General features: G+C 60.3%; 10 protein-coding genes. 3 read left to right on the top strand and 7 right to left on the bottom strand.

Translation table 11 applies throughout. The features are described 5' to 3' along the window. Positions 1-78 precede the first annotated feature (78 nt). A complete protein-coding gene (locus PMI07_RS18955; RefSeq protein WP_007751300.1) occupies positions 79-1,335 on the top strand; it encodes a polysaccharide biosynthesis/export family protein in 1,257 nt (418 codons plus the stop codon). Between the two features lie 7 nt (positions 1,336-1,342). Next, positions 1,343-2,602: an O-antigen ligase gene (locus PMI07_RS18950; protein WP_007751295.1), complete on the top strand. Its 1,260-nt coding sequence runs from the start codon at positions 1,343-1,345 to the stop codon at positions 2,600-2,602. Here PMI07_RS18950 and PMI07_RS18945 read toward each other — a convergent pair. The 3 genes from PMI07_RS18945 to PMI07_RS18935 form a co-directional block, all read right to left on the bottom strand. After that, a complete protein-coding gene (locus tag PMI07_RS18945) occupies positions 2,592-4,196 on the bottom strand; it encodes a GMC oxidoreductase (protein WP_037087633.1) in 1,605 nt (534 codons plus the stop codon). The two genes, PMI07_RS18950 and PMI07_RS18945, sit on opposite strands and share 11 nt — an antisense overlap. A 225-nt stretch (positions 4,197-4,421) precedes the next feature. Then, positions 4,422-5,483 (bottom strand): aldo/keto reductase, encoded by a 1,062-nt coding sequence (locus tag PMI07_RS18940; protein WP_024163930.1) that lies wholly within the window; start codon positions 5,481-5,483, stop codon positions 4,422-4,424. A 266-nt stretch (positions 5,484-5,749) separates the two neighbouring features. Next, complete coding sequence (locus PMI07_RS18935) at positions 5,750-6,883, bottom strand: hypothetical protein (RefSeq protein ID WP_155956563.1); 1,134 nt, start codon at positions 6,881-6,883, stop codon at positions 5,750-5,752. A 283-nt stretch (positions 6,884-7,166) separates the two neighbouring features. Here PMI07_RS18935 and PMI07_RS18930 point away from each other — a divergent pair, with 283 nt between their 5' ends. Further along, complete coding sequence (locus tag PMI07_RS18930) at positions 7,167-8,147, top strand: transglutaminase-like cysteine peptidase (RefSeq protein WP_007751280.1); 981 nt, start codon at positions 7,167-7,169, stop codon at positions 8,145-8,147. 63 nt (positions 8,148-8,210) lie between these two features. On the opposite strand, the gene PMI07_RS18925 is transcribed toward PMI07_RS18930, so the two are convergent. Genes PMI07_RS18925 through PMI07_RS18910 form a run of 4 tightly spaced genes read right to left on the bottom strand, consistent with a single transcriptional unit; the run spans position 8,211 to position 13,740 of the window. Further along, positions 8,211-8,840 (bottom strand): ribbon-helix-helix domain-containing protein, encoded by a 630-nt coding sequence (locus tag PMI07_RS18925; protein ID WP_024163928.1) that lies wholly within the window; start codon positions 8,838-8,840, stop codon positions 8,211-8,213. A 29-nt stretch (positions 8,841-8,869) separates the two neighbouring features. Further along, complete coding sequence (locus tag PMI07_RS18920; RefSeq protein ID WP_051484223.1) at positions 8,870-10,120, bottom strand: HlyD family type I secretion periplasmic adaptor subunit; 1,251 nt, start codon at positions 10,118-10,120, stop codon at positions 8,870-8,872. Positions 10,121-10,158: 38 nt separating this feature from the next. Next, positions 10,159-12,315, bottom strand: coding sequence for a type I secretion system permease/ATPase (locus PMI07_RS18915; protein WP_024163927.1), 2,157 nt, complete (start codon positions 12,313-12,315; stop codon positions 10,159-10,161). A gap of 18 nt (positions 12,316-12,333) precedes the next feature. Beyond that, positions 12,334-13,740: a TolC family outer membrane protein gene (locus tag PMI07_RS18910; protein ID WP_245277193.1), complete on the bottom strand. Its 1,407-nt coding sequence runs from the start codon at positions 13,738-13,740 to the stop codon at positions 12,334-12,336. Positions 13,741-14,040: the final 300 nt, after the last annotated feature.

Here is a 14,040-nt window from a genome sequence, read left to right as displayed (position 1 = left end):
GCCGGGACCTTGACGGGATCGGCGAATTTGGCGGGCTTCGAGCGCGGACCTTGTTCCGCGCCTTTTGAGGAAAAATCCATGCAGACACAAACCGCCTCCGCGAGGAGCCTGCGTGCTTTATGTTTTCTGGCCGGTGCGATCACAGTCGCTCTGGCCGGTAGCGCGTCTGCGGACGAGACCGGCTATCGCCTCGGCGTGATGGACAAGCTGCGCGTCCGCGTCGCCGAGTGGCAACCAGCCGACGGCACGATCCGCAACTGGGATGCAGTAAGCGGCGACTATACCATCGGGCCGACCGGATCGCTGTCGCTCCCCTTCATCGGCGACCTTCCGGCAGCCGGCAAGACGGCGGGCGAAGTGGCCAGAACCATCGGCGAAGAACTGCGCGGCAAATTCGCGTTGCGCAACCTGCCGTCGGCTTCCGTGGAAATCGCCCAGTTCCGGCCGGTCTTTCTGGCTGGCGACGTTCATACACCGGGTGAGTATCCCTATGCGCCCAACCTGACCGTCCTCAAAGCCGTTACCCTCGCGGGCGGCCTTCGCAGGTCCGATTCGGGGCAGCGTTTCGCTCGCGATTTCATCAATGCGCGCGGCGACGCCTCCGTCTATGATTCCGAACGCGGGCGGCTTGTCGCCCGCCGTGCCCGGCTTCTGGCGGAAGTCGACGGAGCCACCGAACTGAAGATTCCTCCGGAACTCAAGGATGTCGGCAATGCCAGCAAACTGATCGCCGGCGAGGCCTCGCTGATGAAATCGCGGCGCGACCGCTACGAACTGCAATTGAAGGCACTTACCGAACTGCGAACACTGCTCGAAAACGAGGTCCAGTCGCTGAGCCAGAAGACCGAGACCCAGAAGCGGCAGTTGCAGATCGTCAGCGAGGACCGGGAAAAGATGGCGAAGCTGACCGAACAGGGCCTGGCGACATCCAGCCGCCGCATCACCGCCGAGGAAAGAGCAGCCACCATCGAATCGAACCTCCTCGATATCGATACGGCGACACTTCGCGCCAAGCAGGACATCAGCAAGGCAAACCAGGACGAGATCAACCTGCGCAATGATTGGGAAGCCCAGCGTGCCCAGGAGCTGCAGGATACCGAGGCCGAGCTCGAAAAGCTCGGGTTGCAGCTCGGCACCAGCCGCGAGCTGATGTCCGAAGCCGTGGCCCAATCGGCCGAAGCGCTGAAATTCGATCCCTCCGGCAAGTCCGCCGCCATCAAATACACCGTGGTGCGGGACGACGGCCAGGGGCCGAAAGAAGTTGTCGTCGGCGAAAACGACAGGCTTCTCCCCGGCGACGTCGTCAAGGTTACCGCCGAACTGCTGATGCAATGAGGACCGCATGAGGATTGCCAGATCCGCGCTGATAGATCCGGCTCACAATGAAGTCTACGGCGTGGCCGCGGTCGCGCTGTCCTTCTTCATGTTCGCCTATTCGAGCCGGTTCGGGCCGATTTCGATCCTCGTCTATTACGGCCTGTGGTTTCTGCTCGTGCTCGCCGATTATCGGCAGGCACTCGGCAATTACCTCAAATATCTCTGGATCTTCGGATTTGCGCTGTTCTGCTTCATCTCCGCCTTCTGGTCGCCGGCCTTCGGCATCTCGCTGCGGACCGCGATACAATATCTGACCCACGTGGTCTGCGCGCTGATCGCCATGCGCACGATCAGCGTGCTGACACTGACCCGCGGCGCGATCCTGGGCACCGCGGTCGTGCTCATGTATTCGATACTGTTCGGCACCTATCTCTACGATGCGATCGACGGCAGCTTCAGTTTCGTCGGCGCCTTCTCCTCGAAGAACCAGCTCGGCTTCTATGCCTCGCTCGGCCTTTTCTTTGCGGCGTCCTATCTGCTCATCTGGCGGCAGAAAGGCCCCTGGTTGATTGCTTCGGGCGGCGTCGGCCTCTTGAGCGCCTATTGCCTTCTCGCCTCGCAATCGGCGACCTCGGCCATCACTACCGCAGGCGTCCTGGCGCTCTGCGCCGGTTACATGCCGGTCGCACACCTTTCCCCCAACCACCGCAAGCTGCTGGTGGCCGGGCTGGTGGTCATCGGAGTGGTTGCGGTGATCGGGGCGCTTCAGATCGGCGCGATCGACGCCGTTCTCGGCATTTTCGGCAAGGACTCGACACTGACCGGACGGACGTATCTGTGGCAGCAGGGGATCGAAGCGGTTCGCGAACGTCCGGTTCTGGGTATCGGTTATCAGGGCTATTGGGTCGCCGGCTTCGCCGATGCCGAAAGGTTGTGGGACGCCTTCTTCATCACCGGCCGCACCGGCTTCCATTTCCACAACACGTTCATCGAGGTCACCGTCGAGACCGGTCTGATCGGGCTCGCTCTGCTGTGCATGATCATGCTGACAAACGTCTTCGGCCATCTGAGTGCGATGCTGAGCCGCAACCGCGATCCCGGGTCGACGCTGTTATGCGCGCTGAGCATCCTGTTGCTGATGCGGGCTTTCGTGGAAGTCGACGTGCTCTTCCCGTACCAGATCGGCTCGTTCCTGATGTTCTACGCCGCAGGCCGGCTGACCCTTCGCCGGACACCCGTCCCGTTCGCCGACCCCATCAGAGGCCGGCGGGCCATCATCGCCTGAGCTTTTCGGACAGATGGCCGGCGAGCCGTAGCGCCAGCGCCACGGCCGGCAGTGTGGGGTTGGCATGGCCACCGGTCGGGAACAGGCCACTGCCGGCGAGATAGAGGTTGGTTATGCCGTGCACGCGGCAATCGGCATCCGCCACGCCATTGTCGGGCGTGCCGGACATGCGGCTGAGGCCGATCTGGTGATAGCCGTCGAAAGCCTGGTTGAGCACAGCCTGCCGACGCGCCGGAGCGTCATGCAGATATTCCAGCCGACCGAGTCCGGTCTGGCGAAGCCACGTATCGAGGATCTCGTGCGATTTCAGAACCGAACCCAGATCCTGTTCGACCACCCGATAATCGACGGCAACCGCGCCCTGCCTGCCCGTTCCGCCCGCAGGGTGAAGGCGGACCCGGCTTTCGGGATTGGGCACCTGTTCGGCATGGTAGCGAAGCAGATAGCGGCCCTTCGGATTGATGAGCGTGCGCCACGGCTCGATGCGTCGCTCCAGCATGTTGAGAAGCGATCCGAATAGATCGAATATCGATCGGCGATCGGTGCGGATATTCCGCCAATGGTGGCGGCGATCGATATTCTCGATCCCCCTGGCCGTCGGCGCCAAGCCGAGCGACAGGCGACGATAGAGACCGAACATTTTGAGGAACAGGTAGATGAGCGACAGCGCACCCGAACCATGCACGGGGTCGGCGACCGAAATCGCGTCGATCCAGAAGACGCAATTGAGAAGCTTCTCCTCCGCCTGGACCGCCGGCGTGATCTGCAGCCTGCGCCGGAAGACATAACCCTCGTCGTCCACATTGAATGCGAAGTGGCTCGCGATCCTCGGCCTGTCGAACTGCAGCACGGCGATGTAGCCGGTGAGATGTCCCTGATAGAAACGGCCGAGCGGGCCATCGGCACCGCCCAATGCCTCCGGCCACACCTCCCGCAGGGCGAGCAGCAGTCGGACATTTTCCAACCCTCCGCCGGCGAGGACGAAGGTTCGCGCCGTGATTTGGTTCTGCCGCCCATCTCGATAGACGGTGAGGCCTTCGACACGCTCGCCGGAAGCATCAAGAGTAATGCCGGTGACTGTCGCGTTGACGAGACGAATACGCTTGGAGGCCTTGAGCCGCTCCCCATAAATCGGTCCAAGATCAGGAACCCGGCTCCACCGCTCCAAGGCGTTCGTGTCGATCCTGTTGTCGGAAACGCCGATCGCCTCGAAGGCAGGCTCGCCGGCATTGCAATTGAGGACCGCCAGCGCCTCCGCATAATGGCGGCGAAGTTCCTCGTGGGAAATCGGCCAGCCCGAAAAGGGCACGTGATCCCGTACCTCGAAATCAAGATCGTCGAAGGTGACGCACCGGCCGCCCCAGAGCGCCGACGCACCGCCGATGCCCGGGCGGGACACCGCCATTGACGGAGCATGATGGCGGTTGGTGAATTCGATATCGCCGGCGCCATCTACCGCCCCGCCCGCGCCCATTTCGAGGAGGGTTACGGAGAGTCCGAGTGTCTCCAGCTTGAAGGCGAGCGCCAATCCGACGGGGCCAGCACCGACGATGCAAACATCCGCGGTTCCCGTCTCGGAATGTCCTGATGCCATGTACGCCTTTGAGAGAAAGCCCTGGACCATCCGCAAATAGCGCATGCCGCCGGAAATGGAACCGCATCTTTCGGATGAAGCTCGGGCGAATTTCGGCTTCTGCTGTCCAGCGCTACGCTTTGAGGCTTAGTAAGCAGCCAACCCGCAGTGATGCTGCGGTTCACCGATATCGATCAGGCGCCGAGACGATCGAAATCCAACTCGCCGCCTGCTCACGTGCATCGACTAGGCGACGCGCTGCGAGCGAGTGAGCGGAGCGACTTGCGCCAATCCCGCCGCTGAACGGACAACGCGGCCTTCGACCGGATGAGCCGGATCGGTGAAGCCCGGCGTCGAAGGATGGCCGGTGGCGACGAGCCGATCGACCAGCGCCTCGTCCTCGGCATCGAGCTTAACGTCGAGCGCGCGGACATACCCATCCCAATGTTCCTCAGTGCGCGGACCGGCAATCGCCGAGGTGATGAGCTGGTTGTTGAGCACCCAGGCCAGCGCGAAATCGGCGGCCGCGATCCCTTTCGCCTGGGCATGAGCGGCGATCTGCTTCGCAATCGTAATCGACTCTTCGCGGAACTCGACGTCATGCATGCGCTTGTCGCCGCGACCGGCCCGCGTGTCGGCAGCCGGTGCCTCGCCGACATTATACTTACCGGTCAGGATGCCGCGTGCCAGCGGGCTGTAGGGAACGACGCCGAGACCATAGGCGGCCGCGGCCGGCAGCTGCTCGGCTTCCGCCGTGCGGTTGACGATATTGTAGAGCGGCTGGCTGGCAACCGGCCGGTCGATGCCGAGCTGGTCGGCCAGGTGGGAGACTTCGGCGATGCGCCAGCCGCGGAAGTTGGAGACGCCGAAATAGCGCAGCTTGCCGGCCTTGATCAGGTCGGCGATGGCTCGCATCGGTTCGTCCAGAGGCGCATCGAACACGGCCCGGTGGAAATAGAGGATATCGATATAATCCGTGCCGAGATTGCGCAGCGAATTTTCGACCGTCTGGAAAACCCATTTGCGCGAATAACCGCCGCGGTTCGGCGCCTCGCCGCGGGAATTGACGAACTTGGTTGCAACAACCCAGTCGTCGCGATGCGCCTTGATGCCGCGTCCGACCACTTCTTCCGACTTGCCGTCATGGTAGACGTCGGCGGTATCGATGAAATTGATCCCCTGCTCGCGCGCCTTGTCGATGATGCGGAAGGCCACATCGTCCGGCGTCTGGTTGCCGAACATCATGGCGCCCAGCGTCAACGGCGAAACCTTGAGGGCGCTGCGGCCCAGATAACGATAATCAACCATTCAAATCTCCCACTCTTTCAGTTCGATAATATTCGGCTGTGAGTGTCCGCGAAATCGCGCACGACCGAAAGGTCGCGGCTAATGAAAAGGCGGGAGGAGCGGAACTCCTTTTTCGTCTCGACCGGCACATTGAGGAATTGCTGCCGGATGGGAGAGATCTGGCGCCGACACCGTCGTCTCAAAGTCGGTCACGGCATGGACGACGCATCAAGCGCCCGTGCCGTTTCAAGTTCGATCAGCAGTTACGGCAGGACCCTCAAGGATATCTAGAAGCTGACCGCCTTCGGCTCAATGGCGACCAGCCGGCCACCCTCGATCTTGTAGAGGCCGATCTTGCGCTCCGCCATTCCGCTCGGCGTAAAGCGAAAGAGGCCTGTCACACCGCGAAATCCGGTCTTGGTCATCAGCGCTTCCGGGGTCAGCGCCACGGCACCCTTGCCTCTGACGATGCCGGCAGCGACTGCGATACTGTCGTAACCTTCCGCCGCATAGACCGTAAGCGAACGCTTGTTGAAGCGGCGATAGCGCTCGCCGATCAACAGGGACGCCTCAGGATCGACCGTGGCGATGATGACATTGGCGGCAGCCGGATCGGCATGAAGTTCCATCGGCCAATGGCTGGTTCCGACAACGGCCAGTTTGGCAAAAGAAGCCCTCACACCCTTCAGGATCGGCCCGACTGCCGCAGAGTCCCCCATCAGCACCAGGGCGCTGGCATCATCGAGCAGAGCCTTGTTGCGGGTGAGCAGATCACCCGGCGGCGCGGCGGGATCGTAACGGACCACGCCGATCAGCGCACCGCCGGCCTGGCCGATCGCGGATCTCAGCCGCTCTTCATCGACACCGGCTATGGTATTGGGCGCCAGGACCACAACTTTCTTCTGGCCCGATGCGATGACCGAGCGCACGCCTCTTGCAGCGCTCGCCACTTCGTCGAACCCGAAATTGAATACTTTCGCGCCCGTCACAGGGCTTGAAAGATTGATGAGAGGCGGCCGCTGATCGGCCGGAATGGCGGCGATCGCCGCCGTGGTCGCCTGGGGCGCATAGCTGATGAGCAGACCAGAATTGCGGGCCCTGGCAGCCGCGAGCGCCGGAGCAACCGCTGCCGGCCCCTCCGCCACGTCGATCACCTTGATCTTCATCACGCCGGCATCGTCAAGTTCGCCGATGGCAAGAGCCGCACCATCGCGTATGTCGCGCGCCGCACCATCATAGAGGCCGCCCGGAGCCCGGGTCAAAAGCAAGGTTATTTCCGTCGAGCCGCGCCCGAATGTTTCCTCAACCACGGATGGCGGCGGCTTCAGCGCCTTGTCGTCCAGAACCTTGTCGGCAACCGACGAGGACTCGCATCCGGACAGTATGGCGGCGGCGACCAAACCCAGCAGCGATGCGCGCATCGGACGCAGCCACGCCCTGATTCCGAGAATTTTGTGGGCAATATCGGCAAGAGCCGGCCGGTGAAAAAACGAGCGTCCCTGGGGCATTTCCTGGACCAATCTGCGGCCTTCTTGTTTGTGTCGGCGGCATGCTAGCCCAGACAAAACCTATTAACAAGCGCTCACACAGAAATATAAAATTTTATGCTTTTTCTATCAAATAACTTATTTATAGATTATCCATCTTCAAGAACCAGAAATTCAGGTGGATTTGCTAATTTCTCTCCAACAAGGGAGATAGAAAATGGCAAACAAGAAGAATACTCTGAAAGCCGCAATCATCGCTGCCATGGCATTACCATTCATTGCTTCCGCAGCGGCATCCTCCCCCATAACCAGCCAACAATTTTCGATCAATACTGGATCCACCGTATCGATTATCGGAAGTCACGTTCTGGAATACCTCCCTAAGCCAATCTCGATCATGGCTTCGCTTGCGTTCGGCAACGTAAAGGTTGCCGCAGCATTTCAGACATTCAGCCAATTCGGTTCAACGATCGCTCTGCCGGCGGCAAGACCTGCGGGAGTGATCGAAGTTGCAATCAAGCCGGCCGACATGTCTCCATCCAAGCGTTTAGCCGAGCCGGCAACGTCCAACGGCGCCGTGTTCGATACGGTTGCCATCCCCTTCAAGCGCCTGGCCGCCTTGAAGAAGCTCGCTCCCGCACTCGAAGAAATGGACAATGGCACGGCGGTGAAATGCACCGGCAAAGGCTGCAGCCCGGCCTTTGCCGCGATCCAACTCGTCGGCATGAATACGTCGCAGTCTTCGCTTCGCGACAAGCTCAACGCCGTCAACGCCGCGGTCAACCAGTCCATCCGTTACCGCACTGACCAGGATACCTACAAGGTCGCCGATCGCTGGAGTACGCCTCAGGAAACGCTTAAGCTGCAGCAGGGCGATTGCGAAGACTTCGCGATCCTCAAGATGGCGGCACTTCGCGCCGAAGGCATCGATCCCGACCAGATGTCGATCGTCGTCCTGTTCGACCAGAAGCGGCATTTCTACCACGCTGTCCTCTCGGTCGAAGCCGGCGGCAAGTTCTTCATCCTGGACAACATGCGCAATCAGGTCCTCCTGGATACGCAGCTTCCCGATTACATGCCGCTTTATTCCATCAAGGCCGGCAAGGGCTTCCTGCACGGCTCGCGCCGCAAGGACCAGAACCTTGCCATGGCAACGTCGCTGGAAAAGATTGCACCAGGCGAAGGCGCAAACTTCTGATCTCTCTCAAGTTTCTTCGCATGGCCGGTGCGCGTTGCGCTCCGGCCTTCAACCTTGAGAAGATCAATAACGGGAAATATAGCCGATCAGCATCGGCTTTTCGTGCGCCGGAGCAAGGGCCAGGTTGATCTGCCCTTTGATGATCTGCCGGGCGCAGGAGATCGTGAAGCCGGTATTCAACGTCTTACCGCGGTTCATCTGCAGCGTATCCATGGCATCCTCGATCTGCGTGTCGATCGAGAATTTCAGGGTCTTCATCAGCTGCGAGGTATCCTCCCCGACGAGCCGCTGCCGAAGCATGACAAGAAACGGCTCGTTGAAGAATTGCAGGCGCTTCTCGCGTGTCAGCACGACCGTTGGGGACGGCGATGCCTGAACCAGTGCGTTGAGGTTCTCGAGCGAGGAGACGTCTTCGACGGTCGCCAGCCGTCCCAACGCCCATTTGAGGCTGAGGACACGCAGCAGCGACGTGAGATTGCCCGCCTCCGGCATCTGGGCCGCAGTGTACTGCACCAGGTCACCCGTGGTTATCTTGCCCGCCGCCGACATGCGGCTGAGGCCCTCCCAGTAGATCTTCTCAAGCCTGATGCCGCGACGCTCGCCATTGCGCGCCACGACCGCGCGAAAACGCGGCTCGACTTCTTCCTTGTCGATGATCGGCAGCGGATCGCCCGCAGGTTCGATGACGGACATTGAAAGCGCACCTGATTTCATTGGGGTTTCTACCGTTCGGTAAGCGCATCGGAGCGCGCCCGATTGATAGGCTTCATGAGGTAGCTGAGGACTGTCTTGCGGCCCGTCATGATTTCGGCAGACGCAATCATGCCAGGGATGATCGGATAGGACTTGCCATTGCGTTCCAGCTCCGACTTGCTGGTCTTGACCTGGACGAGGTAATAGGTCTCGCCCTTTTCCTTCTCGACGATACTGTCGGCCGAAACGTTGGTCACTTCGCCTTCGAGACCGCCGAAGATCGCGAAATCATAGGCCGTGATCTTGACGATTGCCGGCTGGCCACGGCGGACGAACGCCACGTCGCGCGGCGATATGCGCGCTTCGATCAGCAGCGTATCCGCCGTCGGAACGATGCCGGCAACCACGCGGCCCGGATCCACATAGGCGCCGATCGTATTGACTTCCAGGGTATTGACGATGCCATCGACCGGCGAGCGAATATCCGTGCGCTTGACGCGGTCCGAGGCACCACGGATCGTTTCATCGATGACCGAGAGTTCCGCGAGAGCCTGTGCCTTGTCGGTCAGGGCCTGCTGGCGGATCGCCAGCGAAATTTCCCCGACCTGGAGCTTTGCTTCATCGATGGCACCGCGAAGGCGTATCAGGCTTTCCTGATAGACCCTGAGCTGGCCCTGCTGGTCCGTAAGCTGGCTCTCGACCGTCAGAAGCTGGGTCTGCGACACCAGTCCCTTTTTTGCCAGCGGTCCGTAGAGATCGCGCTGCCGCGTCGACGAGGCGATATTCTGTTCAAGCCGATCGATGTTGGCGTTGGCTTCATTGAGTTCGTTCTGGCGCTGCTTCACGCGCTCCTGGAGCACATCGAGCTTGTTCTTGTAACTGGCCTTGTTCGCCGAAAACAGCCGTTCCTCGTTGTCGCAGACGGTCTTGGCCATCGCCAGAACATCCGCCGGGCAAACGAACGGCTGATCGTACTCGCCTTTTTCTTCCATCTGCAGGCGCGCAATCTTGACGCCGAGCGCCCTCGCCTTGGCGACGGATTCTCCGAGCGTGGATTCGGTCGTCGTATTGCTCAGCTGAACGATCAGATCGCCCTTGCGAACCACCTGGCCGACCTGAACCGCAATCTCCTGCACGACGCCGGCTTCGGACGACTGGATGATCTGCGTCTTGGAAACGGGAATGACCTTGCCTTCGCCGCGGGCGATCTCGTCGATCTCCGCAAGTGCCGCCCAGGCGAGAAATGTCGCCATGCAAGCCGCTACCAGGCCAACCAGCATGCGGGCGAAAAACGGAGGATTGTCGTGAACGCCTCTGCTCACGGCTTTGCTCCCTTGCGCTGCATCGCCTCGAGCACGGCAGCCTTCGGGCCATCGGCAACGATGCGGCCCTTGTCGATCACCACCAGACGGTCGCACAGTTCCAGCATGCTGAAGCGGTGCGTGGCGATCAGCAGCGTCGTATCGCGGCTGAATGCGGTCGAGAGCTTGGCGAGCAGATGACGCTCGCTTGCAAGGTCCATAGCGCCTGAAGGCTCGTCGAGAAAGACGATCTTCGGCTTGGTCAGAAGCAGGCGGGCAATCGCCAGAGCCTGCTTCTGGCCGCTGGAAAGATTGCTGCCGCGTTCCCCGACCGGCATGTCGAAACCGCGCGGATGGTTGGAAACGAACTCATCGACGCCGGTCATGCGTGCAACGTCGAGCAGTTCCTCGTCCGTCGCATCGGCACGGCCAATCAGCAGGTTTTCCTTCACCGTCCCCGAGAACAGGTCGGACGATTGCCCGGCCACCGCGACCGCGGAGCGGACTTCGGACATGTGATACTGGCGGATATCGACGCCGTCGATCAGCAGGCGACCATCGGACGGCAGATAGAGGCCATCGAGAAGACGGCCGAGCGTCGTCTTGCCCGAACCGATGCGCCCGATGATCCCGACACGCTCGCCGGGAGCGACGGTCAGCGACAGCTGATTAATGACCTTGTAATCGGATCCCGGATACTGGAATGCGACGTTCTGGAAGCTGAAGCCGCCCCGCTTGATCTCGCGGTTCACGAAGCCCACCGTGGACGGACGGTCTTCCGGCTGTTCCATGATCTTGTCGAGGATCTTGAGCGAGGTCATCGCCTGGCGGAAACGCGCAAGCGCCATGGCGATCTGGCCGAGCGGAGCTCCCGCACGGCCCGCCAGCATGACGGTCGCGATAATCGCGCCCATCGCCAGATGGCCCTCGGAAAACTCGTAGGTGCCGGCGATGACGATCAGGACGCTGACCATCTGCTGGACAAGATTGGTGAGGTTCACCGCATTCGAGGAGACATGCTTGATATCCTCGCTGGTGCGGCTCGAAAGCTTCATCAACTCCTGCCAGCGACGCAGCATGCCCGCTTCGGCGCGAAGGCTCTTCACGGTCTCGATCGTCGAAATCGTCTCGACCAGCAGCGATTGACGGCGCGACGCCTCGTTGGTCGCGGCCGCCATGCGGTGACCGATCTTGGCCTGGGCATGCAGACCGATCAGCACGGAAAGCAGCAGCGCCACCGCCGGGATCACGACAAGCCAACCGGAAAGCAGATAGATCACGATCAGGAAGATGAACACGAACGCCGTATCGATCAGCAGGCCGATCGTGTTGGACGTGAAGAATTCACGCACGAACTCATATTGAGTGACCCGGTTGGCATATTCGCCCGTCGATAGCGGACGTGACGCAAGCGTCGAGTTCAACACCTTGTCGAAGATCATCTGGGAAAGACGCAGGTCCGCGTTGCGCCCCGCATGATCGATGAGCGCGGCGCGGGCGGTCTTCAAGAGGAAATCGAACGTGTAGGCAAGCGTGATGCCGATGGCCAGCACCCAGAGCGTCGGAAACGCCTTGTTGGGAAGCACGCGGTCATAGACGTTCATCGTGAACAGCGGCGAACCGAGCGCAATCAGGTTGATGAACAGCGCGGCCATGATGACGCGCATATAGGTGCGCCAATAGGGAACCAGCGCCCGCAACAACCAGTGGCGGCGCTCGATTTCTCCCGCCTCGCCGACCGAGGCATTCTCGGACGCATTCTGATAGTAAAGCGTGAAGGCAAAACCGAAGCTCGGCTTCAGTGCCACGAGCTCCTGCCGCGTCAGCTTGACGGCATTTCCCGAGGCGGGAACCAGGTCGGTGACGTAGTTTCCATCAGGATCGGTTTCCAGCAGCGGCAGGACGCCGCCGTTCTCGAAGACGATGATGGCGGGGCAGTCGAAATTACCCTCGCGACACTCGCGCTCGCCATGGCGCATGACTTCCAGCCCGATGCGCTGCGCAAGATGCTCGACATCGTCCAGTTCAAGAGATTCGGAAACCTCGTCCGGCAATCCGGAAAACAGAACGATGTCTGACGTCGGGCGTCCGTAAAAGCTCGCAACAGACCTGAAAGCAGTTTTAAATGTCCGAAACGGCGTCGTATCTGCGTGGTCGAGCTTTACGTTGAGCATATGGTCCTTGCCAATCCGTTACTGTCGGATCGGCGCCAGGAGATCCATGGGCATGCCAGCCTTTTGACGGGAGTCAATTTCGACATAGCCAGGATTCGTGACGCCACCCGGGACAGTGAACTCATTCCGGGCATACGCCTCAGCCTGGCCGACGGGCTTGAGCTTCATCGACTGAAGCAGACTGCCTGATGCGGCCAAGATTTTATATTCGGCGAAAAGAGAAGCAAATCGTGCGGTTTCCGCAAGAATGCTGGTGTTGAAACGGGTGTTCTGGGCGTCCAGCACGTCGAGAAGCGAACGCTGGTTGACCTTGAACTGCTCGCGATACGACGAGACGAGGCTGCCGTTCGTCGAGGACTGGCGCGCCAGGATCGCGGACAGTTCGCCGCGGCCGCTGCGCTCGTTCCATGCGGAGCGAATCGATTCCTCGACCTCGCGATGGGCCTGCGCCAAACCGTAACGCTGTTCGCTAGCACGACGGATCTGCTCCTGCTCGCGAGCCTGATCGATGCCGCCGCGATAGAGGTTCCAACGGGCGGTCACACCGACCTGAACGTCGTTGGTATTGCCCTGGTTGCCGTCGATGTCGTTGCCGACGCGGGCACTTCCCTGAAGGTCGACCTTCGGAAGATAGCTGGAGCGCGAACCGCGAACGCCCGCATCCGCCGCATCGACGTCGGCATCAGCCGCATGAATCTGCGGGCTGTTTTTCTTGGCGATGAAGATCGCGTCGTTGAGCGTCTTCGGAATGAACTTGGCGAGCGATACCGGCACCTTGACCGGGCCGATCGGCTCGCCGACCGTCTTCAGGAAGCGGATCTTGGTGAGTTCCAGCTCTTCCTGGGCTTCCCGCAACCGGGCACGCGCCGCTTCGAGTCGCTCACGGCCCTGCAGACGATCAGCGTCGGTCAGGGCACCGCCCTGGATGCTTGCGCCGATATCACCGAGGATCTGATTGTGGGCAGCGACGTTCTGCTGGGCGATGCCGACGATCTTGGACTGCAGGATATACTCAAGATAATCTTGAGTAACCTGAAGAGCCAGCGACTCGGAACGCTCGACGACGCGGAACGAAGCGCCGTCAACACGTGAAGCCTGCTGCTCGACCTGAGAACGGCGACTGCCGCCGTCAAACAACGTTTGTGTAATCGTTAGGCTCGTATCCGACGGCGTATAGGTTTCGTAGTCACGGCTCAGCGTGCCAGTACTGCTGTTCGACAGTCTACGACGACCAACTCCCGCCTGCAGATCTATGGAAGGAAGATAAAGCCCCCGGGCCTGCCGCAGTTCAAACTCCACAGCTTCGCGGTTTTCTACCGCCTGCATGATCTGCGGGTTGGTTTTCAGGGTCTTTGCTACTGCTTCATCAAGCGTCATGGCGTTGGCGGGTGCGCTAAACACAACCCCCAAGGCTACAGTCGCCAACAGCGTCGCCCAAATTCTTCTGCTCTTAAACAATCGGAAGCCCCTCGCCGATCTAAATCCCATAACGGCATTCATATACTGCGGCGATTTCGTTGGAAAGTATTATCATTTTTGATTTAGGCGCCCAAGCCCACTTCGAATATTCCATGGCCTAGGGTTAATTACCAAATGTAAACCATCTATCTATCTGTTTCTTAAGACGAAATTAAGAATGAAAAATAGTAGCTTAAAAACTTGTGGGTTGGCGTCCAGTTACGCAGACGTATACATTTACCTCTTGTGTAGCCGCCGAGACACATT

Source organism: Rhizobium sp. CF080, from assembly GCF_000282095.2.
Lineage (GTDB): Bacteria > Pseudomonadota > Alphaproteobacteria > Rhizobiales > Rhizobiaceae > Neorhizobium.
This window is presented reverse-complemented; position numbering and strand designations above follow the sequence as displayed.

Coding starts and splice junctions, on each gene's coding strand:
- PMI07_RS18955 (WP_007751300.1), top strand. CDS start 79: ATGCAGACACAAACCGCCTCCGCGAGGAGCCTGCGTGCTTTATGTTTT.
- PMI07_RS18950 (WP_007751295.1), top strand. CDS start 1,343: ATGAGGATTGCCAGATCCGCGCTGATAGATCCGGCTCACAATGAAGTC.
- PMI07_RS18945 (WP_037087633.1), bottom strand. CDS start 4,196: ATGGCATCAGGACATTCCGAGACGGGAACCGCGGATGTTTGCATCGTC.
- PMI07_RS18940 (WP_024163930.1), bottom strand. CDS start 5,483: ATGGTTGATTATCGTTATCTGGGCCGCAGCGCCCTCAAGGTTTCGCCG.
- PMI07_RS18935 (WP_155956563.1), bottom strand. CDS start 6,883: ATGCGCGCATCGCTGCTGGGTTTGGTCGCCGCCGCCATACTGTCCGGA.
- PMI07_RS18930 (WP_007751280.1), top strand. CDS start 7,167: ATGGCAAACAAGAAGAATACTCTGAAAGCCGCAATCATCGCTGCCATG.
- PMI07_RS18925 (WP_024163928.1), bottom strand. CDS start 8,840: ATGTCCGTCATCGAACCTGCGGGCGATCCGCTGCCGATCATCGACAAG.
- PMI07_RS18920 (WP_051484223.1), bottom strand. CDS start 10,120: ATGCTGGTTGGCCTGGTAGCGGCTTGCATGGCGACATTTCTCGCCTGG.
- PMI07_RS18915 (WP_024163927.1), bottom strand. CDS start 12,315: ATGCTCAACGTAAAGCTCGACCACGCAGATACGACGCCGTTTCGGACA.